This window comes from Bradyrhizobium sp. LA6.8 (genome assembly GCF_040547935.1).
In the GTDB taxonomy this organism is placed as follows: Bacteria; Pseudomonadota; Alphaproteobacteria; order Rhizobiales; family Xanthobacteraceae; genus Bradyrhizobium; species Bradyrhizobium barranii.
Window position 1 is genome coordinate 1 of sequence record NZ_JBEPQQ010000016.1, and the last position, 21,734, is coordinate 21,734.

The 21,734-nt window shown below is 65.1% G+C and carries 22 protein-coding genes; 11 read left to right on the top strand and 11 right to left on the bottom strand.

Features of this window, described 5'->3' with window-relative positions:
• Positions 1-118: 118 nt before the first annotated feature.
• Entirely contained in the window at positions 119-1,348 is a 1,230-nt protein-coding gene (locus ABIA90_RS43335; RefSeq protein ID WP_071909163.1) for an ABC transporter substrate-binding protein, read from the bottom strand.
• 116 nt (positions 1,349-1,464) lie between these two features.
• Positions 1,465-2,391 (bottom strand): class I SAM-dependent DNA methyltransferase, encoded by a 927-nt coding sequence (locus tag ABIA90_RS43340; protein ID WP_354119226.1) that lies wholly within the window; start codon positions 2,389-2,391, stop codon positions 1,465-1,467.
• Positions 2,392-2,590: 199 nt separating this feature from the next.
• On the opposite strand from ABIA90_RS43340, the gene ABIA90_RS43345 reads away from it, so the two are divergent.
• The 5 genes from ABIA90_RS43345 to ABIA90_RS43365 all read left to right on the top strand — a co-directional run bounded on the left by ABIA90_RS43345 (position 2,591) and on the right by ABIA90_RS43365 (position 7,990).
• Positions 2,591-3,628 carry a ligase-associated DNA damage response exonuclease gene (locus tag ABIA90_RS43345; protein ID WP_354118880.1) on the top strand — a complete coding sequence of 346 codons (1,038 nt, stop codon included), beginning with the start codon at positions 2,591-2,593 and terminating at the stop codon, positions 3,626-3,628.
• A complete protein-coding gene (locus tag ABIA90_RS43350) occupies positions 3,625-5,529 on the top strand; it encodes a cisplatin damage response ATP-dependent DNA ligase (protein ID WP_354118881.1) in 1,905 nt (634 codons plus the stop codon). Before ABIA90_RS43345 ends, ABIA90_RS43350 begins: the two co-directional genes overlap by 4 nt.
• 72 nt (positions 5,530-5,601) lie before the next feature.
• Positions 5,602-5,907 (top strand): DUF6460 domain-containing protein, encoded by a 306-nt coding sequence (locus ABIA90_RS43355; RefSeq protein ID WP_014491345.1) that lies wholly within the window; start codon positions 5,602-5,604, stop codon positions 5,905-5,907.
• 21 nt (positions 5,908-5,928) lie between these two features.
• Positions 5,929-6,663: an MBL fold metallo-hydrolase gene (locus tag ABIA90_RS43360; RefSeq protein WP_354118882.1), complete on the top strand. Its 735-nt coding sequence runs from the start codon at positions 5,929-5,931 to the stop codon at positions 6,661-6,663.
• A 1-nt stretch (position 6,664) separates the two neighbouring features.
• Positions 6,665-7,990, top strand: a complete 1,326-nt coding sequence (locus tag ABIA90_RS43365) for an MATE family efflux transporter (RefSeq protein ID WP_354118883.1) — start codon at positions 6,665-6,667, stop codon at positions 7,988-7,990.
• Positions 7,991-8,089: 99 nt separating this feature from the next.
• On the opposite strand, the gene ABIA90_RS43370 is transcribed toward ABIA90_RS43365, so the two are convergent.
• Together ABIA90_RS43370 and ABIA90_RS43375 are read right to left on the bottom strand one after the other, a co-directional pair.
• Entirely contained in the window at positions 8,090-9,187 is a 1,098-nt protein-coding gene (locus ABIA90_RS43370; protein ID WP_063979852.1) for a quinone-dependent dihydroorotate dehydrogenase, read from the bottom strand.
• The gene (locus ABIA90_RS43375) at positions 9,184-9,528 is read right to left on the bottom strand and encodes a DUF952 domain-containing protein (protein WP_354118884.1); all 345 of its coding nucleotides are present in this window, start codon (positions 9,526-9,528) and stop codon (positions 9,184-9,186) included. Before ABIA90_RS43375 ends, ABIA90_RS43370 begins: the two co-directional genes overlap by 4 nt.
• Positions 9,529-9,821: 293 nt before the next feature.
• Here ABIA90_RS43375 and ABIA90_RS43380 point away from each other — a divergent pair, with 293 nt between their 5' ends.
• Entirely contained in the window at positions 9,822-10,475 is a 654-nt protein-coding gene (locus ABIA90_RS43380) for a S24 family peptidase (RefSeq protein WP_354118885.1), read from the top strand.
• 125 nt (positions 10,476-10,600) lie between these two features.
• Positions 10,601-11,353, top strand: a complete 753-nt coding sequence (locus ABIA90_RS43385) for a carbonic anhydrase (protein WP_354118886.1) — start codon at positions 10,601-10,603, stop codon at positions 11,351-11,353.
• Positions 11,354-11,411: 58 nt separating this feature from the next.
• On the opposite strand, the gene ABIA90_RS43390 is transcribed toward ABIA90_RS43385, so the two are convergent.
• The 5 genes from ABIA90_RS43390 to ABIA90_RS43410 all read right to left on the bottom strand — a co-directional run bounded on the left by ABIA90_RS43390 (position 11,412) and on the right by ABIA90_RS43410 (position 15,819).
• Positions 11,412-13,055 (bottom strand): lysine--tRNA ligase, encoded by a 1,644-nt coding sequence (locus ABIA90_RS43390; RefSeq protein ID WP_354118887.1) that lies wholly within the window; start codon positions 13,053-13,055, stop codon positions 11,412-11,414.
• A 159-nt stretch (positions 13,056-13,214) separates the two neighbouring features.
• Entirely contained in the window at positions 13,215-14,150 is a 936-nt protein-coding gene (locus ABIA90_RS43395) for an ABC transporter substrate-binding protein (protein ID WP_247312666.1), read from the bottom strand.
• 216 nt (positions 14,151-14,366) lie between these two features.
• The gene (locus tag ABIA90_RS43400) at positions 14,367-14,957 is read right to left on the bottom strand and encodes an SCO family protein (RefSeq protein WP_247312669.1); all 591 of its coding nucleotides are present in this window, start codon (positions 14,955-14,957) and stop codon (positions 14,367-14,369) included.
• A gap of 24 nt (positions 14,958-14,981) precedes the next feature.
• Positions 14,982-15,176: a hypothetical protein gene (locus ABIA90_RS43405; protein WP_354118888.1), complete on the bottom strand. Its 195-nt coding sequence runs from the start codon at positions 15,174-15,176 to the stop codon at positions 14,982-14,984.
• A 121-nt stretch (positions 15,177-15,297) separates the two neighbouring features.
• Entirely contained in the window at positions 15,298-15,819 is a 522-nt protein-coding gene (locus ABIA90_RS43410; RefSeq protein ID WP_354118889.1) for a Clp protease/crotonase-like domain-containing protein, read from the bottom strand.
• Between the two features lie 250 nt (positions 15,820-16,069).
• On the opposite strand from ABIA90_RS43410, the gene ABIA90_RS43415 reads away from it, so the two are divergent.
• The 4 genes from ABIA90_RS43415 (at position 16,070) to ABIA90_RS43430 (ending at position 19,655) form a co-directional block, all read left to right on the top strand.
• Positions 16,070-17,728, top strand: a complete 1,659-nt coding sequence (locus ABIA90_RS43415; protein ID WP_354118890.1) for an FAD-binding dehydrogenase — start codon at positions 16,070-16,072, stop codon at positions 17,726-17,728.
• A 3-nt stretch (positions 17,729-17,731) separates the two neighbouring features.
• Positions 17,732-18,649: a CE1 family esterase gene (locus tag ABIA90_RS43420; RefSeq protein ID WP_354118891.1), complete on the top strand. Its 918-nt coding sequence runs from the start codon at positions 17,732-17,734 to the stop codon at positions 18,647-18,649.
• Positions 18,650-18,784: 135 nt separating this feature from the next.
• Positions 18,785-19,135 (top strand): RidA family protein, encoded by a 351-nt coding sequence (locus ABIA90_RS43425; RefSeq protein WP_014491332.1) that lies wholly within the window; start codon positions 18,785-18,787, stop codon positions 19,133-19,135.
• Positions 19,136-19,289: 154 nt separating this feature from the next.
• The gene (locus ABIA90_RS43430) at positions 19,290-19,655 is read left to right on the top strand and encodes a nuclear transport factor 2 family protein (protein ID WP_028147997.1); all 366 of its coding nucleotides are present in this window, start codon (positions 19,290-19,292) and stop codon (positions 19,653-19,655) included.
• A 191-nt stretch (positions 19,656-19,846) separates the two neighbouring features.
• Here ABIA90_RS43430 and ABIA90_RS43435 read toward each other — a convergent pair whose 3' ends face one another.
• Both ABIA90_RS43435 and ABIA90_RS43440 read right to left on the bottom strand, forming a co-directional pair.
• Positions 19,847-20,695 carry an amidohydrolase family protein gene (locus tag ABIA90_RS43435; protein WP_354118892.1) on the bottom strand — a complete coding sequence of 283 codons (849 nt, stop codon included), beginning with the start codon at positions 20,693-20,695 and terminating at the stop codon, positions 19,847-19,849.
• Between the two features lie 4 nt (positions 20,696-20,699).
• Complete coding sequence (locus ABIA90_RS43440) at positions 20,700-21,677, bottom strand: aldo/keto reductase (protein ID WP_354118893.1); 978 nt, start codon at positions 21,675-21,677, stop codon at positions 20,700-20,702.
• Positions 21,678-21,734 lie beyond the last annotated feature (57 nt).

The following is a 21,734-nucleotide window of genomic DNA, read 5'->3' on the forward strand; positions in this document are numbered from 1 at the left end:
AAGCTCGGCTGTCCCGTCCGCTTGACCGCCATCGCTACCCTCCAAGGCTTTGCCCTAGGGAATCACAATTGACGAATTACGCAACAGGCCCACAAGGGGAGAAGGAAGAAGGCGCGACCTACTCCGACATCGGCTTGTCTGAGATGTCCCAGTCCTTGCCGCTGAAGGTGGAGATGAAGAGCGTCTTCATCGGCGTGTAGTCCTCGGGCGTGTAGCTGTAGGTGACGCCGTCGAGGAAATAGGGCGAGTGGAAGCCTGCGAGCGTGGACGCCTGCTTCAGCACGTTGGCGCGGGTGAGATCGTCGCCGCAGCGGCGCAGGATCTCGCCCATGGTGACGGCCTGGCCGTAGCCGGCAAACGCGATGGTGTTGTCTTGATCGATCGCCGGCGTGTACTTCTTGCGCAGCTCCTCGAACGCCATCACGTCGGGGTCCTTCTCCCATTTGGGCAGGCCGACCTCCTTGTTGTAGCGGATGGCGACGATGCCGGTGGCGTTCTCGAGGCCTGCTGCGTTGAGGATCGAACGACCGGTCGAACCGGCTGACAACAATTGCAGCGGCTTCCAGCCGAGCTCGGCCACTTTGCGGATCGACTGCGACGACGCCTTGCCGGTGGAAATGTTGTAGAAGACGTCGGCGCCCGATTTCGAGAGATTGATGAGCTGGGAATCGACGGTCGGATCGGTCAGATCGTAGGTCTGCTCCATGATCACCTGCGCGGTGCCCCCGGCATCCGCCAGCACCTTCTTGAACGGACCGAGGAAGTCGCGGCCGAAATCGTCGTTCTGGTAGAGGATGCCGACCTTGGCATTCGGCTTCACGCTGAGGACGTGCCGCGCCAGGATGCGCGCTTCGGTCGGATAGAGCGGCAGGCCCGCCATCGTCCATTTGAACTCTTTTGGATTGTTCCACTTGGACGCGCCGGTGTTGAGCAGCAGTTGCGGCACGCCCTTGGAATTGAGATATTTGTGCACGGAGGTCTGCGGCGCGGTGCCGAGCGAGCCATAGAGCGCCAGCACCTCTTCCTGCTCGACCAGGCGCCGCGTCGCCTCGACGCATTTCGGCGCGCTGTAGGCGTCGTCCATGGTAAGGAACTTGACCTTGCGTCCGTTGATGCCGCCCTTCTCGTTCAGCATCTGGAAATAGGCCTCGCCGATGCGCCCCAACACCCCATAGAGCGAGCCGGGACCGGAATGCGGCACGGTCTGTCCGATCTTGATCTCGGTGTCGCTGGCGCCCGCATCGTATTTCTTCTCCGCGGCCCAGACATACGGCGCAGGCAAGGTGGATGCAGCGACGGTGGCGAGCGCGCCGGCGCTGAAATCGCGCCGCGATGGATTCTTGGTCATTATTTGTTTCTCCCTAGTGCGCGCATTGTGCTGGCAACGCAGCACGGCTCGCAAGTAGGAAGACGCCGCTTTGCGACGCAATGACGCTTAAATCGCGGGGTTTTTAGCGCCTAAACTCAAGTTTTCTCGGCGACGACGACGAGGCCGCGCACCGGCTCGTTGTTCTCGATGCGTGGCGATGCCGGCTCCAATGTCAGCAGCTTGAGCCCGGCCTTCGCCATCGCGTCACGCACATATTCCGCCGAATGGGCATAGCGCAGGCCTTCGCCGAGCACGATGCCGCTGCCGTCATGCGTCTCCAGCGTGAAAGCGAGCACGCCGCCGGATACGAGCACGCGCTGCGCTTCCGTGAGCACCGGCGCGAGATCGGAGAGATAGACGAACGCATCTGCGGCGACGACGAGGTTCGCGCTCGTATCGCCCTTGGTGCGCAGGCCTTCGATCATGTCGGCGACCTCGAGCTCGGCATAGAGCTCGGTGGCGCGCGCCTCCTTGATCATGCCGGTCGACAGATCGATGCCGATGAAATGATCGACCTGCTTGGCGAAGGCGGCGGCGGCGAGCCCGGTGCCGCAACCGAGATCGATGGCGCGCTTGAACAAGGCCGGCTTCTTGGCGACGACGCGCGCGGCCACCACCGCCTTGAAGATCAGCGACGGTGCGCGATAGTCGAGATCGTTGATCAGCGTGTGCTCGAAGCGCGGCGCATATTGATCGAAGAGGGCCTGCACATAGGCCTTGGGCATCTCCGCCATCTGCGCGTCGCCGAGCCGCATCAGATGCAGGCCGGCGCCGTGCTGGTCCTCGGGGTCGCAGTCGCATGCTTTCCGGAACGCCGCGATCGCCTTGTCGCGCTCGCCGAGCTGCTGGCGTATCTCGCCGAGCGTGAACCACGCCGAAGTGAAGTCAGGCGCGAGCTCGATCGCCTGCTCGATGAGGTCGGCGGCGGCGGGCAGATCGCCCTTGAGCTGGAGGTCGCGCGCGAATTCGAAACGGCGGTCGGCCATGAGATCGCCGGAGGAGTGGAACAGGCGCAGGGGCATAGGAACTCGGCTCGTCATCGTCGGGCTCGACCCGGCAATCCATCAAAAAGGGAACTGTTTAAAAGGATGGAGGCGCGGGTCCCGCCTCCGCCAATTGGCTTCGGCGGGCTTTTACACCGCCGGGCCGGCGAAGCCTAGCGGAGACGGCAAGCCCGCGAAGACGGGTTCATTTGGGGTGGCCGCTCCCTATATGACGCACATGCGTCCGCAAGACATCCTGCTGCCAACTGCTGACGGCCTGTGCTGCAAGCCCGGCAACTTCCACATCGACCCTGTCCGCCCCGTGGAGCGGGCCGTGATCACCCACGGCCATTCCGACCATGCCCGCGCCGGCCATGGCGCGGTGCTGGCGACGCAGGAAACGCTGGACATGATGCAGCTGCGCTATGGCGAGAATTTTGCCGGCTCGACCCAAGCGATCCGCTATGGCGAGGAGATCCGGCTCGGCGACGTCCGCGTGACGTTTCACCCGGCCGGTCATGTGCTGGGCTCGGCGCAGATCGCTGTGACCTGCAAGGACACCTGCATCGTCGCCTCCGGCGACTACAAGGATGCGCCCGACCCGACCTGCACGCCGTTCGAACTCGTGCCCTGCGACGTCTTCATCACTGAAGCCACCTTCGGCCTGCCGGTGTTTCGCCATGGCGATGCCGCCGGCGAGGTGAGGAAGCTGCTGGCCTCCGTTGCATTGTTTCCCGAACGCGCACATCTCGTCGGCGCCTATTCGCTCGGCAAGGCGCAGCGCGTGATCGCGCTGTTGCGACAGGCCGGCTATGACGCACCGATCTACCTGCATGGCGCGATGGAGAAGATCACCGAGTACTATCAGAGCCGAGGGATCAATCTCGGCGAGCTCAAGCCGGTGCTGGGCGTCAAGAAGGCGGCGCTCGCCGGCACCATCACGCTGGCGCCGCCGTCGGCCACCTCGGACCTCTGGACGCGGCGCTTTCCCGACCCCGTCACCGCCTTTGCCTCGGGGTGGATGCGGGTGCGTGCCCGCGCACGGCAGCGCGGCATCGAGCTGCCGCTGGTGATCTCCGACCATGCCGATTGGGATGGCCTCACCAAGACCATCGCCGCGACCGGCGCCGGCGAAATCTGGGTGACGCACGGCCAGGAAGATGCGCTGGTGCATTGGTGCAAGTCGCAAGGTCTTCGCGCGCAGCCGCTCGATCTCGTCGGCTATGGCGACGAGGAGGAGAGCGAGACGCCGCTTCAAGATGAGGCCGAAGCATGAACCGCTTCGCCGAACTGCTGGACCGCCTCGCCTACGAGCCCGGCCGCAACAACAAGCTGCGGCTGATCACCGGCTATTTCCGCGAGGTCGGCGATCCCGACCGCGGCTACGCGCTGGCCGCGCTGACCGGCGCGCTGAGCTTCAAGCATGCCAAGCCCGCGCTGATCCGCGATCTGATCGCGGCGCGCACGGATGAGGTGCTGTTCGGGTTGTCCTACGATTACGTTGGCGATCTCTCGGAGACGGTGGCGCTGATGTGGCCGCGGCGCAGCGCAAACAACGAAGAATCTTTTCCGGGCTACCCCTCTCCCCCGCCCTCCCCCGCAAGGGGGGAGGGAGCGCAGCGGGGCGCGCGGCGGCCGGTGAGCATCACGATTGACAGTGATTCAGCGAGTGATGGAGGCACCACTCTCTCCGTTCCCTCCCCCCTTGCGGGGGAGGGGCAGGGAGAGGGGTACCGCGGGCGGGATGCTCCTGAGTCCACACATCCAGGCAACCACAACAACCCACCACCCCCAACCCTCACGGACGTCGTCACCACGCTGCGCACGCTCGGCAAGACCGAGCTGCCAAAGCAGCTCGAACGCTGGCTCGACGAGCTCGACGAGACCGGCCGCTGGGCGCTCTTGAAGCTCGTCACCGGTGCGCTGCGCATCGGCATCTCCGCGCGGCTGGCGAAGACCGCGGCCGCTGCGTTCGGCGACAAGGACCCGCATGAGGTCGAGCTGATCTGGCCGGGCCTCAGCCCTCCCTATCTCGACCTGTTCGCCTGGCTCGAAGGCCGCGGCGAAAGGCCGGTCAATCGCGATCCCGCGCCGTTCCGGCCGGTGATGCTCGCGCACGCGATCGAGGACACGGATTTCGCCACACTCGATCCCGCCGACTACATCGCCGAATGGAAGTGGGACGGCATCCGCGTGCAGGCGGTGGCGGGCCGCGATGAGCGCGGGCAGATCACGGCGCGGCTCTATTCGCGCACCGGTGAGGACATCACGGGGAGCTTTCCGGACCTCGTGCCGTCGCTGCGGCTCGCAGGCGCAATCGACGGCGAGCTTCTGATTCTGCGCGAAGGCCGCGTGCAGAGTTTCAATGTTCTGCAACAGCGCCTCAACCGCAAGGTCGTTTCGCCGAAGCTGATCAAGGAGTTTCCGATCCATTTGCGCGCCTATGATCTGCTCGGCGACGACGAGAACGATCTGCGCGAGCTGCCCTTCACGGAGCGGCGCGAACGGCTGGAGACGTTCATCGGCAAGCTCGACGATCCCCGCATCGACCTGTCGCCCACCGTGCCCTTCGCAAGCTGGCAGGCGCTGACCGCGGCGCGCGCCGATCCCGCGAGTGCCGGCGCGGGCGAAGATGCCGATGCCGTCGAAGGCGTCATGCTGAAGCGGCGCGATGCGCCTTACCTGCCGGGGCGGCCAAAAGGCCAGTGGTGGAAGTGGAAGCGCGATCCGCACATCATCGATGCCGTGCTGATGTATGCGCAGCGCGGCCACGGCAAGCGCTCGTCCTATTACTCCGACTACACGTTCGGCGTCTGGACCGAGGGCGAAGCCGGCGACGAGCTGGTGCCGGTCGGAAAAGCCTATTTCGGCTTCACCGACGAGGAGCTCTTGCAGATCGACCGTTTCGTCCGCCGCAACACCACCGAGAAATTCGGCCCCGTGCGCCACGTCGTGCACGAGCGCGACAAGGGGCTGGTGCTGGAGGTGGCGTTCGAGGGGCTGCAGCGTTCCCCGCGGCACAAATCCGGCGTCGCCATGCGCTTTCCCCGCATCAGCCGGCTGCGCTGGGACAAGCCGCCGCGCGAGGCTGACCGGCTGGAAACGCTGGAAAAGATGCTGAAGGCTGACGAATCCCTACCAACAATTAAGGTTGCGGCTTCCGCCGACAGCCATTGACGAGGGAATGCGGGTTCCCCATGTGCCCCGCCGTGACCTATAATGGGGTCGAATCCCCGCGAGGAGTTTGAGATGGTCCAAGACGTCAGAGATTTGCCGGCCGGCCGCAGCGATGGGCTGAACCGCTTTCTCGGCGGCTCGCCGCTGGCGGTCGCGTTTCGCCTGGTCCTGCTCTCGATCCTGGTCGGCGTCGTGCTCGCCGCGATCGGCTTCGATCCCTGGAATATCATCTACAGCATCCGCTTGCTGTTCCAGCGCCTCTGGGATCTCGGCTTCGACGCGGTGAACTGGCTGTGGCGCTACTTCCTGCTCGGCGCCGTCATCGTGATTCCGATCTGGCTGCTGTCGCGCGTATTCGGCGCGCCGCGCAACAGGTAAGGATTTGGGAGCCCGCAGCCGATGCAATTGCGCTTTGTCGGCTGCGGCGACGCCTTCGGCTCGGGCGGCAGGCTCAACACCTGCTTCCACATCTCGGGGCGCGCGGCCAACTTCCTGATCGATTGCGGCGCGTCGGCTCTGCCGGCGCTGAAGCGGCTCGAGATCGACCGCAACGAGATCGACCTCATTCTCATCACGCATTTCCACGGCGACCATTTTGCCGGGCTGCCGTTTGTCCTGCTCGATGCGCAATTCTCGCGGCGGACCCGGCCGCTGACGATTGCGGGCCCGCAAGGCCTCGAGATGCGGCTCGGCCAAGTGATGGAGGCGCTGTTCGAGCACTCCTCGAAGACCAAGCAGCGCTTCGAGCTGAACCTCATCGAACTCGCACCCGGGCGAAGCCAAACCTTTGGCGGGGTGAATGTGACGCCCTACCCGGTGGTGCACGGCGAATCCGGCGGGCCGCATCTGGCCTACCGCGTCGAGGTTGAAGATCGCACGCTCGCCTACAGCGCCGATACCGAATGGACGGAGGCGCTCATTCCGCTGGCGCATGGCGCGGACCTTTTCATTGCGGAAGCCTATATGTACGAGAAGGTGGTCAAGAACCATCTCAGCCTGAAGACCTTGGAACAGCACCTCCCCGCCATCGGCGCCAAGCGGCTTGTCCTCACCCATATGAGCGACGACGTGCTGTCGCGCCTGGACGACGTACCGCATCTCGCCGCCGAAGACGGCATGGTGGTCGTGTTCTGACATGCACGCGCCCGTTCATCCCAGGATCGGCTCTCGCCAGGTCTTCACCATCGCCGGTCCCGCGATGGTCGCGAACCTCACCACGCCGCTGATCGGCGTAGTCTCGACCACCGCGATCGGGCGGCTCGACGATGCCGCGCTGCTTGGCGGTGTCGCGATGGCCTCCGTCATCTTCGACTGCCTTTTCTGGCTGTTCGGCTTCCTGCGCATGAGCACACTCGCCTTCACGGCGCAGGCGATGGGCGCGGGCGAGACGCGCGAGCAGACCGTGATCCTGGTGCGCGGCTTCATCGTCGCGGGCCTGATCGGCGCCGCGCTGATCGTGCTGCAACTGCCGCTGGCCGCCGGGCTGTTCGACCTGATGGGCGGCAGCGAAGGCGTCACGCGCGCGGCAAAGACCTATTTCATGATCCGGATCTGGTCGTCGCCGTTCGCCTTCGCCAACTACGTCATTCTCGGTTGGCTGGTGGGACAGGCGCGCGCCAATCCGGCGCTGCTGCTGCAGGTCGTCATCAACCTCATCAACATGGCGGCTACGATCTTGCTGGTGCTGGTCTACGACACCGGCATTGCGGGCGCGGCGATCGCCGCACTGCTCTCGGAGACGATTGGCTTCGTGCTCGGCGTGATCGTCTGCCGGCGCTATGCGGATGGCGGCTTTGCGGTGCCCCTTGCGACGCTGTTGGACCGGGCAAAACTGATGCGGCTGCTAGCGGTGAACTCCGACATCATGATCCGCACCGCGGCGCTGATCGCCGTGTTCCTGTTCTTCACCGCCAAGGGCGCACGCGCCGGTGACGTCACGCTGGCGGCGAATTCCGTGCTGAACAATTTCCTGCTGGTCAGCGCCTTCTTCCTCGACGGTCTTGCGAACGCAGCCCAGCAGCTCTGCGGCCGCACGTTTGGCGCGCGCGATTCCAGGGGCTTTGCGGACTCGACCCGGCTGGTGCTGCTGTGGGGCCTCGGCTTCGCGCTGGTCGTCGCGGTGCTTTTCGCGCTGTTCGGGCCGAACCTGATCAATGTCATGACAGCGAGCGAGGACGTCCGCCACGCCGCGCGCGAATTCCTGCCGTTCATCGTGCTTGCGCCGATCCCCGGCGTGTTCGCCTTCGGCTTCGACGGCATCTATGTCGGCGCGACCTGGGCGCGCGAGATGCGCAATCTAATGCTGTTATCGTTCACGATCTTTATCGGCGCCTGGTGGGCGCTGCAATCGTTCGGCAATGCCGGGCTGTGGAGCGCGCTGATCGCCTTCTACGTCGCCCGCGGCGGCTTGCAGGGCGCGCGCTATCCGGCGTTGTATCGGGCGACGTTTCCGAAATCGTAGATTCGTAGCCCGGATGGAGCGCAGCAAAATCCGGGATCTTCGTGCTCGCGGAAAGATTCCCGGATTGCGCTGCGCTCCATCCGGGCTACTGGACGGTGGCTACATCCCCGGCCAGTCTTCCGCCGTCAGCGTCGCCGCATCGGCACCGACGATCTCCGACAGCGAATCCCGCCCTGTCCGCAGCAGCGTCGAGGTGAGGTCGCGCTTGATCTCGTCGACGAGGCCAAGGCCCTTGTAGACCAGCGACGAATAGAGCTGGATCAGGCTCGCGCCGGCGCGGATCTTCGTCAGCGCGGCTCCGCCCGAATCCACGCCGCCGACGCCGATCAAGGGGAAGGCGCCCTCGACGCGCACATAGGTCTCCGCGACCATGCGCGTCGACAGGCGGAACAGCGGCCGGCCGGACAGACCACCCTGCTCCTTGGCGCGCATTTCCTCGCGCAGCGTGCTCGGCCGCGCGATCGTCGTGTTCGCCACGATCATGCCGTCGACCCGGCGCGAGCGCGCCACCTGCACGACGTCGTCGAGCTGGGCGAGGCTCAAATCAGGTGCGATCTTGAGCAGCACCGGCGTGTCGCCGGCCTTCTGGCGCACCCGCTCGCGCGCGTCGATCACCCTGGCGAGGAGATCGTCCAGCAGCGCGCCTTCCTGCAAATTGCGCAGGCCCGGCGTGTTCGGCGAGGAGACGTTGACGGTGAAATAGCTTGCGACCGGCGCAAAGGTCTCGATCAGCTTGACGTAATCGCCAACGCGATCCGGCGAATCCTTGTTGGCGCCGACATTGACCCCGACGATGCCGCCGTGCTGCGCACGCGCCGCGAGCCTACGCAGCGCGACTTCAGCGCCGTCATTGTTGAAGCCCATGCGGTTGATCACGGCCTCGTCGCGCTCCAGGCGAAACAGCCGCGGCCGCGGATTGCCGCTTTGCGGCTTCGGCGTCACCGAACCGATCTCGACGAAGCCGAAGCCGAGCCGCAGCAGCGCATCCGGCACCTCGGCGCTCTTGTCGAAGCCCGCGGCCATGCCGATCGGATTGGGGAAGTTGAGCCCGAAGGCACGCACTGCCAGCTTGGGATCGTCAGGCCGCGGCTTGACCGGCGGCAGGAAGCGCAGGCCCTGGATCGCGAGGCGATGCGCATCCTCCGGATCGAGCCAGCGCAGCACCGGCAGCGAAAAGGCGTCGAAGGCGCGGATCACGGCATAAGCTCCGGAACGTCGTGGCCGCCATCGGAGCGCATGTTGAGGTTCATCACCGACAGCACCGCGCCGAGATCGAGCTCGCCATAGAGGTGCGGAAACAGCTCCTCATTGCGCGAGCGCTCCCAGCGCAATGCGCTGCCGAGCGCGTCGCCGTCGACCTCGACCAGGAACAGCGCGCGCTGCCCGAAATAGTGCTTGCGCAAGGTCTCGGGAACCTGGGGCGCGGTCGAGAAATGGATGAAACCGTCGCGCGAATCGTCCGCGCTGCCCCGGTAGACACCCTGCCGTTCCGCCTCGCGCCAGGCCGAGGCCGGACAGATTTTGTAGATCTTGACCACCGCTCACGCAGCCCTGTTTGCTCTTTGAGTCTTTTGGGTTTTTTCGTCTCGTGCGGGTCCTCAAAACCCGGGCGCGACCGTAATGGCCGCCCCCTCCGAACTCAAGGCTTAGAGCCATTTCCGTTCCGATGAAATCGGAACGGGGCTTTAAATTCTTGTTTTGACGCGTTTTCTTGACGCGAACCGGTATCCGCTTCGCTTGAAAATGCTTCCCCCACCACCCCTTGCGCGAAAAACGGAAAACCGGTTGATTTGAGGACAGTTTTCCTGAGTTGCGACGGGCTGGACCTTCCATGGTCAGACAGGCCAAAGCGCAGAGGATACTGACTCACGACCAGATCTGGGGAGCGCTGGATCGGCTGGCGGAGCGTGCCGGCCTGTCGCCGTCCGGCCTCGCCAAGCGGGCCGGGCTCGATCCCACCACCTTCAACAAGTCCAAGCGCGTCACCCCCGACGGGCGTGAGCGCTGGCCATCCACCGAATCGATCGCGAAAGCGCTGGCGGCGGCCGGCTCCTCGATGGACACCTTTGCCGGATTGACCGGTGACGACGCCAGCGACGGCCACTCGGTGCCGCTGCTCGGCCTCGCGCTAGCCGGCGCGAGCGGCGCTTTCGACGAGTCCGGCTTTCCATCGGGCAAGGGCTGGACCGAACTCGCGCTTCCCACCGCCGAGGACAGTCGCGCTTTTGCGCTGGAGATTTCCGGCGATGCGCTTGCCCCGGCCTATCGCGACGGCGACGTCATCCTGATCTCGCCCCGCGCACCGATCCGCAGAGGCGATCGCGTGGTGGTGAAGACCAAGGCGGGCGAGGTGACGGTCGCGACGCTGAAGCGCCGCACGGCAAAGGCACTGGAATTGCAGCCGCTCGATGCATCGCAGGCGGAGCATACGATGGCGCCGAGCGACGTCGGCTGGATCGCGCGAATCGTGTGGGCGAGCCAGTGATTGCGTCGTGACCGGACCATGACGCCGGCCGCGCCGCTTCTCGCCTCGGCGACCTTGCGACTCACCGTCCCTCTCGCATAGGTTGCGGCCGATTTTTCCGATCAAATTCATCACAGGGGGATATGATGAATCGCCGTCACGCATTGAAGGCCCTGGCGGGTCTCGCGCTTTGTCCGCTGTGCAAGCCGGCCTTTGCCGCCGAAGGCACGCATTGGAGCTACGAGGGCGCCGGCGGCCCGGCCAAATGGGGCGATCTCGACGCGGCGAACAAGGCCTGCGCGGTCGGCCTGCAACAATCGCCGATCGACATCGAGGGGACGATCAAGTCGCAATTGCCTGTTCTGAAGCTGAACTGGGGCAAGAGCGCCGACACCATCGTCAACAACGGGCACACGATCCAGCTCAACTTCGCCGAAGGCAGCACGCTCACGCTCGGCGACGTCAAATACAAGCTGCTCCAGGTGCACTTCCACCGGCCGAGCGAGCACATGATCGGCGGCAAGAACTTTCCGATGGAAGCGCACTTCGTGCATCGCAACGATGCCGGCGGGCTCGCCGTGGTCGGCGTGCTGATGGCGGAAGGCAAGCCGAACACGGCCTTCGGCAAGATCGTCAAGACCATGCCCGCGGCGGAAGGCCCCGCGGTGAAAGCCGACGCGGCCATCGATCCCCACGCCATGCTGCCGCACAGGCTGAGCTACTTCCGCTACTCCGGCTCGCTGACGACCCCGCCCTGTTCGGAGGTCGTCGAATGGCTGCTGCTGACCGACCCGATCCAGGTGTCAGCCACCGACGTCGCCGCGTTCGCAAGGCTCTATCCGATGAACGCGCGCCCGGTGCAGAAGGACAACCGGCGCTTCGTGCTACGCTCGATCTGAGGCGCGCTTCAAATCTGTAGCCCGGACGAGCGTAGTGACATCCGGGCTACGGCATCTACTACGCGCTTCGCGCCAGCGCGCCGTCGATCATGTTCACCGCGTTCTGCACGCCGTAGACCGCGACGAAGGAGCCGAAGCGCGGGCCCTTCTCCTGGCCGAGCAGCACCTGGTAGAGCATGTTGAACCAGTCGAGCGTCACGCCCGGACGGCCGTCCTTGCCCTTCTTGACCTGGTCGAGGAACGGCTCGCGGCGGCCGATCTCGTAGACGACGTTCTGGATGTCCTCGGCCGAGGATTCCTGCGGAAGCTGCGACAGCGCATCGCGCAGATCCTGCAACGCCGCGCGCTCAACCTCGGTCGGCTCGCGGAACTGCTTCGTCGGCGCCACGAAGTCACGATAGTAGTTGATGGCATAGCCGACCATCGCATCGAGCTTCGGATGCGTCTGCGGGCTGACGCCGGGACGATAGCGGCCGATGAAGCCCCACAGCGTCTCGGCATTCTCCGCATTCGACGACGACACCAGCGTCAAGAGGAGCTGGAACGTGACGGGCACGTCGCCCTTCGGCGGATGGCCGTTGTGGATGTGCCAGACCGGATTGCCGAGCTGCTGCTTGCCATCCTGCTTCGCAAAGCCGTCGATGAACTGCTGGTAGTCGTCGACATTGCGCGGGATGACATCGAAATACAGCCGCTTGGCCGCCTTCGGCTCGCGATACATGAACAGCGACAGCGATTCCGGCGACGCGTAGCGCAGCCATTCGTCAATGGTAAGGCCGTTGCCCTTCGACTTCGAGATCTTCTGGCCCTTGTCGTCGAGGAAAAGCTCGTAGTTGAAGCCTTCGGGCGGCGTGGCGCCGAGCGCCTTGGCGATCGCGCCTGACAGCTTCACGGAGTCGATCAGGTCCTTGCCTGCCATCTCGTAGTCGACGCCGAGCGCGACCCAGCGCATCGCCCAGTCGGCCTTCCACTGGCACTTGACGTTGCCGCCCGTCACCGGCGTCTCGACTTCCTGGTTGGTATCGGGATCGACATAGGTCACGGTGCCGGCCGCGACGTCGCGGCGGATCATCGGGACCTGGAGCACGACACCGGTGGTCTTGCTGATCGGCAGGAACGGCGAATAGGTCGCGCGGCGATCGGGCCCGAGCGTCGGCAGGATGATTGCCATCACCTTGTCGTAGGCCGCGAGCATCTTCAGCAACGTCGCGTCGAAGCGGCCGGACGTGTAGTAGTCGGTCGAGCTCGCGAACTCGTAGTCGAAGCCGAAATGATCGAGAAAGGCGCGCAGACGCGCGTTGTTATGGTGTCCGAACGACGGATACTCGTTGGAGAACGGATCGGGCACCCGCGTCAGCGGCTTGCCGAGATGCGCGGCCAGCATCTCCTTGTTGGGGACGTTGTCGGGCACTTTCCGAAACCCGTCCATGTCGTCGGAGAAGGCGAGCAGGCGCGTCTTGATCTTGTCCTCGGTCAGCACGCGGAAAGCATGGCGCACCATCGAGGTGCGCGCGACCTCACCGAACGTTCCGATATGCGGCAGGCCGGACGGGCCGTAACCGGTCTCGAACAGCACCTCGTCCTTCGGGCTTTTCTTCAGCCGCGCGACAATGGCCTTCGCCTGCTCGAACGGCCAGGCGTTGGATTGTTCGGCGAGCGCACGCAGGTCGCTCGGGTTCGCGGCAAGATCGATGACAGACATTCAGGGGCCTCCGGGCCGCGGAAAATAGCGATTTCCGGGCAGAATGCAAAAGTAGCAGCGCCTTTATCGTGGAATCGTAGGGTGGGCAAAGCGAAGCGTGCCCACCACTGCCAAAGACGGTGGGCACGGCGCTAGCGCGCCTTTGCCCACCCTACGGCACTAAAACGGGCTCACCGAAAAATACCGCAGCCACAGATCGGTGTAGCGGCCTTTCTCCCAGACGCGGAACAGGGCCCAGTTCAGGGCCTGGCGCAGCACGTCGTTGCCCTTGCGGACGGCGATGCCGATGCCCTCGCCGAAGAAGCGGCTCTCGACGAAGGGACCGCCGGAGAAGGCGCAGCAATCGCCGGAATCCGTGCCGTTGATCCAGAACGCGAGCGAGATGGCGTCGCCGAAGATGAAGTCGACCTCGCCCTTGCGCAAGGCGGCGCGCATCGCGTCGTCGTTGGGATAGGGATGCAGCTCGGCGTCGGTGAACATCGCCTTGAGATACGCTTCGTGCGCGGAGCCGGCGATGACGCCGACTTTCTTGCCCTCGAGATATTCAGGCCGGATCTCCGGCATCACCGCATCCTTGCGCGAGGCGAAGCGCGCCGGCACGCGATAATAGGGGTCGGTGAAATCGACGCGGACGCGGAGCTGCGGACTCACCGCCATCGAGGCAATGATGGCATCGCCCCGGTTGGAGGAGAGCGCGTCGACCAGGGTCTCGAAGCGGCGCATCTGCACCGTGCAGGTGACCTTGATCTCCTCGCACAGCGCGCGGGCGAGATCGACGTTGAAGCCGGCCGGATTGCCGTCAGCGCCGGTGTAGTTGAACGGCGGATAGTCGGTCTCGGTCAGGAAGCGGATCACGGTCAGGCGCGACAGGTCGGGCCGCTCCGGCCGCCGCCGCGGGTCCCAGAAGCCGGGCACGGCCTGCGGGGCCGCCTGAGGCGCGACCTGTGGCGTGGCCTGGGATGCCGCCGGAGGCTGCTTGGCCGGGGCCTGGGCCTTTGCGGAGGGCAGGCCTGCGAGCAGACATGCGCAGGCGACCAGCCCGGTCAGGACGCGGCGCACGGTTTTGGACGATTTTGCCTGTCGTGACGGGGCCATCGGCGGGAAATGAACGAATTTCGTTGGGATCGGAAGGCGTTATAGACCATCCCGCCGGGAACGCGAGCGCCGATTGCGGGATGGGTAAAGGTCTCTCAGCCGTCATGCCCGGGCCCGTCCCGGGCATCCACGGACTTTCTCGCCCGCCCAAGAACGTGGATGGCCGGGACAAGCCCGGCCATGACGATGTGGAGAGGACTGCGCCCGAAAGGGCCCTCAGAGATACCGCTTCAAATCGGCCGCGGCCTCTTCCGGCGTCCGCTTCATGTTGAACGGCGATACGAACCGCCCGTCGCGGTCCATCAGGTAGATCAGCGCGGTGTGGTCCATGGTGTAGTCGCCGTCCTTGGTCGGGACCTTCTTGGCATAGACCCGGTAGGAGGTGATCACCTTGGCGGTCTCGGCGGGGTCGCCGCTGAGCCCTTCGAGGTGCGGGTCGAAGCTCGACAGATAGTCCTTTATCGTCGCCGGCGTATCGCGCTCGGGATCGACCGAGATGAAGACGGCATTGACCTTGTCGGCATCCTTGCCCATCGCGCGCAGCACCTCCGAAATCTCGAACAACGAGGTCGGGCAGACGTCGGGGCAATGGGTGTAGCCGAAGAAGATCAGGGTCGGCTTGCCCTTCAGGTTCTTGTCGGTGACGGCCTTGCCGTGCTGGTCGGTGAGCTGGAACGGGCCGCCGATCGCGGCCGGCTGCGCCACCTTGCTGACCCCGCCCATCGCCCAGAACACGATCAGCAGTCCGACGACGAGGCTTGCAGCGAAGGCGGTCGCGATCACCAGCGGACGGGCAGTGGAGCTCATGAGCGGAAAACTTCCTGTCGCAGGTCAGAAGCAGGCGGCAAAGCCGGTCCTGATCATTTCGAAGAACACCTGGCTGCCGTAGTGGAACCAGAGCGTCAGCGCGCCGAGCACGACCAGACCGCCGATCCCCGCGCCAGCCAACAGCAGCACGAACGGCAGCCGGCCGGCAGTGGGCGAATTGTCCTGTAGCGGTTGGGCCGGGTGCAGTGGTTGAGCCATAACAACGATCGGGGCGAAGGCCCCGGTTCCCTTGCCATTCAAATAGGCGTTGGCCCGGGCCCGGGCAAGCGCCGCGGGTGTTCCAAGGAATACTTCACGGAGTCAGATCGCGCCGATGACGTCAGCGAAGCAGCTGGCCCCGAGCGGACTCTAGCTCTTCCGCTTGCGGGAGAGCCCGGCGCAGGGGTCGGTTGGTCGAGGCCTGCGCGTCGAGGTAGCAGGGCTTGTACATGGCCTGGAGCTGCTTGCCCCTCAGGAAGAGCATGTGCGGGGTGAGGCCGCCGCGCTGGTTGATCCAGCGCTTCACCTGCGAGGGATACATCGCATAGAGCATCTGGGTCGCTTCGGGATTGGTGACGGCGCGGCCGTTGGTGCCGAAATCCCAGGCGGCGTGGAAGCCGAGCGTCGCGTGCGAGGTCACACAGATGCGGTCGCGCGGGATGGCGCCGAGGACGATGGTGCAGGCCGAGGCACAGAGGCCGTCGATGATGACGGTGTCGCCTGACTGGCGCAGATCCTGGTATCTGTCGACGTAGGTTCCGATCCGGCCACCGCGGTCATCCGCAATCCGAACCACTGCGTGAGAAGCCCCCATGCCCGCGATCAGGAGAACCGCCGCGAACAACCCCGTCAGAAACTTCATTGTCCCCCGCCCCAGTCGAATTCGAATCTGCGTGTCAGGTGGTGATGCGTTGCTAGCGTCTGTCGTAACCGTGGTTTTGTCTAGGCACGCCGGCTGGCTCAAAACAAATTCAAATCCAGTGTTGCGCCCGCGCTGCACCAGGCCCGACTCGGTCCCAAACCGGAACAAGTTAACGATGTCTTACGCGCCAAGCCCTTGATCTCAGTTGCAACGGCTGGCTTCAATCCGGACAACTACAGGGGGGGAACCTATGGCGGAAGAGACAGACGTCATCGTCGTCGGCGCGGGACTATCGGGACTGGTGGCCGCAACCGAGATCGCCGACGCCGGCAAGCGGGTGATCGTGGTCGACCAGGAAGGCGAGCAGTCGCTCGGCGGCCAGGCGTTCTGGTCGTTCGGCGGCCTGTTCCTGGTCAACTCTCCCGAGCAGCGCCGGCTCGGCATCAAGGACTCCTTCGATCTCGCAATGCAGGACTGGCTCGGCACCGCCGGCTTCGACCGCGACGAGGATTTCTGGCCGCGCCAATGGGCCGAGGCCTATGTGGCGTTTGCCGCAGGCGAGAAACGCGACTGGCTGCGCGCGATGGGGCATCGCATCTTCCCGGTGGTCGGCTGGGCCGAGCGCGGCGGCTATGACGCGATGGGCCACGGCAATTCGGTGCCGCGCTTCCACGTCACCTGGGGAACCGGCCCCGGCATCGTCGAGCCGTTCGAGCGCCGCGCGCGCGAGGCCATGAAGAGCGGCCGGCTGACTTTCAGGTTCCGCCATCGCGTCGATGCGCTCTCCATCACCAACGGCACGGTGGACGGCATCAGCGGCGCCGTGCTCGCCCCTGACAATGTCGAGCGTGGCAAGAGCTCGTCGCGCAACGTGGTCGGCGAGTTCGCGCTGAAGGCGCGGGCCGTGATCGTGGCGTCCGGCGGCATCGGCGGCAATCACGAGCTGGTGCGGCAGAACTGGCCGAAGCGGCTTGGCGAGCCGCCGAAGTTCATGATCTCCGGCGTGCCGGAGCATGTCGACGGCCGCATGATCGGCATCACCGAGAAATCGGGCGCGCGGCTGATCAACCGCGATCGCATGTGGCATTACGTCGAAGGCATCCAGAACTGGAATCCGATCTGGCCGCGCCACGGCATCCGTATCCTGCCCGGCCCGTCCTCGATGTGGTTCAACGCAACAGGCACGCGGCTGCCGGCGCCGTTGTTTCCCGGCTCCGACACGCTCGGCCAGCTCCAGTACATCATGTCCACCGGCTATGACTATTCCTGGTTCATCCTGACCCAGAGCATCATCAAGAAGGAATTTGCGCTGTCGGGCTCGGAGCAGAATCCTGATCTGACCGGCAAGAGCTGGCGGATGACCCTGCGCCGCGCCACCAACAAGGGCGCGCCAGCGCCGGTGGAGGCATTCAAAAGCCATGGTGTCGACTTCATCGTACGCGACAAGATCGAGGATCTCGTCGCGGCCATGAACAAGCTCGCCGGCAGCGACCTCCTCAAGCTCGAGCACGTCAGGATGCAGATCGAGGCGCGCGACCGCGAGATCGCCAATCCCTACGTCAAGGATGCGCAGGTGATGAACATCCACAATGCGCGGCGCTATATCGGCGACAAGCTGATCCGCACCGCCTCTCCGCACCGCATCCTCGATCCCGTGCACGGACCGCTGATCGCGGTCAAGCTCAACATCCTCACCCGCAAGACGTTGGGCGGTTTCGAGACCGATCTCGACTCGCGCGTGTTCGGCAGCGAGGGCAGCGTCATTCCCGGCCTCTATGCGGTCGGCGAAGCCGCAGGCTTCGGCGGCGGCGGCGTGCACGGCTATCGCTCGCTGGAAGGCACCTTCCTCGGTGGCTGCCTGTTCTCGGGCCGCAATGCCGGCCGCGCCGCGGCGAAGGCCGTGGGCTAGATCATGCGGAGGTGGATGCAGATCGGGGCGCTTCTTGCGGCATCGGCCGCAGCCTCGGCCGCATCCGCCGATACGATCGACGTCAACGGCGTGAAGCGATCCTACACCGCGCAACTGCCGGCGAAGCGGCTGGTGCCGCTCGTGGTCGTGCTGCACGGCAAGACCCAGCGCGGCGCCGACATGGTCGCGCGAACGGCGTGGCCACAGGTCGCGAAGCGCGAAGGTTTTGCCGTGGTCTTTCCTGATGGCCTCAACCATGCCTGGGCCGATGCGCGGACCAAGGCTGGACCGGCGCTGCGTGGCCCGCCCGAGGGCACCGACGACATCGCCTTCATCGCAAAGCTGGTCGAGACGCTGGTGACGAACGGCACGGCGGACCCGAAGCGTGTCTATGTCGCCGGCATCTCCAATGGCGGCGCCATGGCGATGACGCTGGTTTGCGCGCGCGCCGATCTGTTTGCGGCGGGCGCGAGCGTGATCATGAACCTCACGGATGAGGCCGCAGTCACCTGCCATCCATCGCGGCCGCTGCCGATGCTGCTCATCAACGGCACGGCCGACCCGCTGGTCCCCTACGAGGGCGGACGCGGATCGAGCTATTATGCCGCAGACGGGTTCTGGTCCACCGAAGAGACGCTGGCCTTCTGGCGCGAGCTCAATGGCTGCGAGACCGACGACGCCGAGGTGACCGATTTGCCCGAGAAGGCGCCCGCGGACCAGTCCACGGTCACACGGATCTCCTCACGCTGTCCCAAAGGGCACGACGTCGTGCTCTATCGCATCAACCATGGCGGCCACCGCATGCCCGGCTTCGCTCCGGATGCCCGCTTCCCGAAGGTTGCAACCAGCCTGCTCGGGCCGCAGAACCGCGACATCGACGGCGCCGAGACGATCTGGTCGTTTTTCAGTCAGTTTCCGTGAACGACGCGTGCGTCAGCGGGCAACGCATGCGTGCCTGGCAACGCATGCGTACCGGGCAACGCATGCGTGCCCGGGGTGGCAGAGCAGGGGGCGCTGGGTTAGACAGAGCCGCCATTCCCACCAGGAGATCCCTCAATGAGCATTCAGCGTTTCGAAACCGGCCCGCGCATGAGCCAGGTCGTCGTGCACGGCAACACCGTCTATCTCGCCGGCGTCGTCGCCAACAAGGCCGCCGGTGAAAGCGTCACGAAGCAGACCCAGGACATCCTGGCGACCATCGACAGCCATCTCGCCAAGGCCGGCACCGACAAGTCGAAGCTGCTCTCGGCCACGATCTACATCACCGACATGAAGACCTTTGCCGAGATGAACGCGGTGTGGGACGCCTGGGTCTCGCCCGGCAACACCCCGGCTCGCGCGACCGTCGAAGCCAAGCTCGCGGCGGCTCAGTACACCGTCGAGATCATGGTCACCGCGGCGAAGTAAATTCGCGCTGAAATTGTTGCGAACGTCCGAAGCGCGATGAGAGCATCATCGCGCTTCTTTTCTGCGTGCGCATGACCTCCGAGGTAATCGATCTGCGCGTGCGAACCTTCGATAGTCGAGACAGCCGAACACGGCGCCATCGAAGGAGAACACCATGACCGACCCCGTCACCATCGCCCGCCGCTACATCGAGCTCTGGAACGAGCGCGCCGCAGGCCGCCGTCGCGAACTGCTCAGCGAAAACTGGACGGCAGATGCGAGCTATGTCGATCCCCTGATGAAGGGCGACGGCCGGGACGGCATCGACGCGCTGATCGCGGGCGTGCAGCAGCGTTTCCCCGACTTCAAGTTCACGCTGATCGGCGAGCCCAACGGCTACGGCGAGCATGTCCGCTTTTCGTGGGGCCTCGGTCCCGACGGTGTCGACAGCCCGATCAAGGGCACCGACTTCGCCGTGCTTAAGGACGGCCGCATCAGGAGCATCACGGGATTTCTGGACCAGGTGCCCGCGGGCGCGTGAGGGCGTTGCCCGTTGCTGTGCCCTCTCCCCTTGCGGGAGAGGGCAACTCCGCTCGTAGACAGAGGCTCACTGGGTGAGGGATATCTCTCCGCGAGTGAATCTCTCAAATTCGAGTTTGCTGAAATAACCCCTCATCCGGCGCTTCGCGCCACCTTCTCCCACAAGGGGAGAAGGGGCAACGAGTTCGCGGCTTACGCAATCGACAACCGATACGCAGCCTTCGCATTCGCCCCGAACGCCTTCTCGCGCACTTGAGAACCCAGCTTCGCCAGGCACGCTTCCAGCGCCCCCTTGATCTCGCCATAACTCCCGGCAAGCAGGCACACCGGCCAGTCCGAGCCGAAGATCAGGCGATCCTCGCCAAAACATGTTGCGGCATGTTCGACGAACGGAAACAGCCGCTCGGCATCCCAGTCACTCCACACCGCTTCCGTCGCGAGGCCAGAAATCTTGCACCAGACATTACCGCAGGCCGCGAGAGCCGCGATGCGATCGGCCCATTCGGCGCTTCCGCCATCGGCGATCGGCGGTTTTGCGGCGTGGTCAAGCACGAAACGCGCTTGCGGAAAGGCCTGCGCAGTTGCGATCGCGGCAGGCAATTCGCGGGTGCGGACGAGAAAATCGTAGGCGAGATCGCGGGCGAACGTTGCAGTGAGGCCGCGTTGAACGTCCTCGCGCAACAACCAGTCCGAATCGGCCTCGTCATGCACCTGGTGACGAATGCCGACCAGCTTGTCGCCGCCGGGCGAAGCGCGCAAGCGGTCGAGCGTGTCGCCAAGCGCACCGTCCGTCAGATCAGCCCAGCCGACGACGCCAATCACCGAGGGCGTCGCATGCGCGATCCGCAAGAATTCCTCGGTCTCCTCCAGCGTGGAGCGGCACTGCACCACGATGCTCGCGTCGATGCCGTTTGCTTTCAACAGCGGCGCGAGATCGGCGGGGCCGAAGGCGCGGCGGATCGAGGCCAATTCCGGCGCGTCCATCCAGGGATAGTCGGCGCGCGACGGATCCCAGAAATGCTGATGGCCGTCGATGATCATGCCCTCACGCTCCGCCCGGCAACGGCGCGCGTGCGTCGACGAGTTTGCGCGCACGCAGCTCCTGCCAGAAGGCTTGTGGCACCGCCTTCTCCGACATCGCGATGTTGTCGGAAACTTCCGCGGCGTTGCGCGCGCCCAGCACGGCAATTGTGACCGCCGGATGGGCCATGCAGAACTGGAGCGCGGCGGCCTTCAGCTCGGTCCCGTGCTTGCGGCAGAGCTCGTCGAGCTCGAGCGCACGCGCGATCAGCGCCGCGTCGGCGTCCTGATAGTTGAACTTCGCGCCAGGATGCGGATTGGCCAGAATGCCGCTGTTGTAGATGCCGCCGAGCAGGATGCCGATGTTCTTCTCGCGGCAGACCGGAAGCAGCGCATCCAGCGCACCCTGGTCGAGCAGCGTGTAGCGGCCGGCGAGCAGGAAGCAGTCGACCGGAACGGCCTGAGCAAAACGGACCAACATTTCCGACTGGTTCATGCCGGCACCTATCGCCTTGACCGTACCGTCGGCGCGCAGGCGCTGGAGCGCGCGGAAGGCGCCGGCCACGGCGTCGTCATAGTGATCGTCGGGATCATGCACGAGCAGGACATCGATGCGGTCGAGCCCAAGGCGCGTCAGGCTCTCCTCCACCGAACGCATCACGCCGTCATAGGAGAAGTCGAACACCGGCCGTTCGCGCGACGTACCCTTGTAGTGCGCGTCCTCGGCGGCCGCGCCATCAGGCGCGCGCAGCAGACGACCGACCTTGGTCGAGATGACGTAGGAGTCGCGCGGCTGCTGCCGCAGGAAAGCGCCGATCCGCCGTTCGGCGAGGCCAAAGCCGTAGAGCGGCGCGGTATCGTAGAAGCGGATGCCGGCCGACCAGGCGCGCTCGATCGTGGCGAACGCATCGGTATCGCTGACGGCGGTGAACAATCCGCCGAGCGGGGCCGAACCGAGACCGATTGAGGTGACGTCGACGGAGCCGAGCCGCGATCGTTTCATTCCCATTGCCTTCCAAAAGTCTTCCTTCCAACCGTCCAAATCATCTCTCCCGCTTGC

Bases quoted from the DNA above. Each gene is read 5' to 3' on its own strand.
- ABIA90_RS43410 (WP_354118889.1), bottom strand. From the start codon at position 15,819: ATGAAGTTTCTGACGGGGTTGTTCGCGGCGGTTCTCCTGATCGCGGGC.
- ABIA90_RS43425 (WP_014491332.1), top strand. From the start codon at position 18,785: ATGAGCATTCAGCGTTTCGAAACCGGCCCGCGCATGAGCCAGGTCGTC.
- ABIA90_RS43440 (WP_354118893.1), bottom strand. From the start codon at position 21,677: ATGAAACGATCGCGGCTCGGCTCCGTCGACGTCACCTCAATCGGTCTC.
- ABIA90_RS43395 (WP_247312666.1), bottom strand. From the start codon at position 14,150: ATGGCCCCGTCACGACAGGCAAAATCGTCCAAAACCGTGCGCCGCGTC.
- ABIA90_RS43385 (WP_354118886.1), top strand. From the start codon at position 10,601: ATGAATCGCCGTCACGCATTGAAGGCCCTGGCGGGTCTCGCGCTTTGT.
- ABIA90_RS43340 (WP_354119226.1), bottom strand. From the start codon at position 2,391: ATGCCCCTGCGCCTGTTCCACTCCTCCGGCGATCTCATGGCCGACCGC.
- ABIA90_RS43345 (WP_354118880.1), top strand. From the start codon at position 2,591: ATGCGTCCGCAAGACATCCTGCTGCCAACTGCTGACGGCCTGTGCTGC.
- ABIA90_RS43405 (WP_354118888.1), bottom strand. From the start codon at position 15,176: ATGGCTCAACCACTGCACCCGGCCCAACCGCTACAGGACAATTCGCCC.
- ABIA90_RS43435 (WP_354118892.1), bottom strand. From the start codon at position 20,695: ATGATCATCGACGGCCATCAGCATTTCTGGGATCCGTCGCGCGCCGAC.
- ABIA90_RS43335 (WP_071909163.1), bottom strand. From the start codon at position 1,348: ATGACCAAGAATCCATCGCGGCGCGATTTCAGCGCCGGCGCGCTCGCC.
- ABIA90_RS43360 (WP_354118882.1), top strand. From the start codon at position 5,929: ATGCAATTGCGCTTTGTCGGCTGCGGCGACGCCTTCGGCTCGGGCGGC.
- ABIA90_RS43350 (WP_354118881.1), top strand. From the start codon at position 3,625: ATGAACCGCTTCGCCGAACTGCTGGACCGCCTCGCCTACGAGCCCGGC.
- ABIA90_RS43420 (WP_354118891.1), top strand. From the start codon at position 17,732: ATGCGGAGGTGGATGCAGATCGGGGCGCTTCTTGCGGCATCGGCCGCA.
- ABIA90_RS43400 (WP_247312669.1), bottom strand. From the start codon at position 14,957: ATGAGCTCCACTGCCCGTCCGCTGGTGATCGCGACCGCCTTCGCTGCA.
- ABIA90_RS43415 (WP_354118890.1), top strand. From the start codon at position 16,070: ATGGCGGAAGAGACAGACGTCATCGTCGTCGGCGCGGGACTATCGGGA.
- ABIA90_RS43355 (WP_014491345.1), top strand. From the start codon at position 5,602: ATGGTCCAAGACGTCAGAGATTTGCCGGCCGGCCGCAGCGATGGGCTG.
- ABIA90_RS43390 (WP_354118887.1), bottom strand. From the start codon at position 13,055: ATGTCTGTCATCGATCTTGCCGCGAACCCGAGCGACCTGCGTGCGCTC.
- ABIA90_RS43380 (WP_354118885.1), top strand. From the start codon at position 9,822: ATGGTCAGACAGGCCAAAGCGCAGAGGATACTGACTCACGACCAGATC.
- ABIA90_RS43430 (WP_028147997.1), top strand. From the start codon at position 19,290: ATGACCGACCCCGTCACCATCGCCCGCCGCTACATCGAGCTCTGGAAC.
- ABIA90_RS43365 (WP_354118883.1), top strand. From the start codon at position 6,665: ATGCACGCGCCCGTTCATCCCAGGATCGGCTCTCGCCAGGTCTTCACC.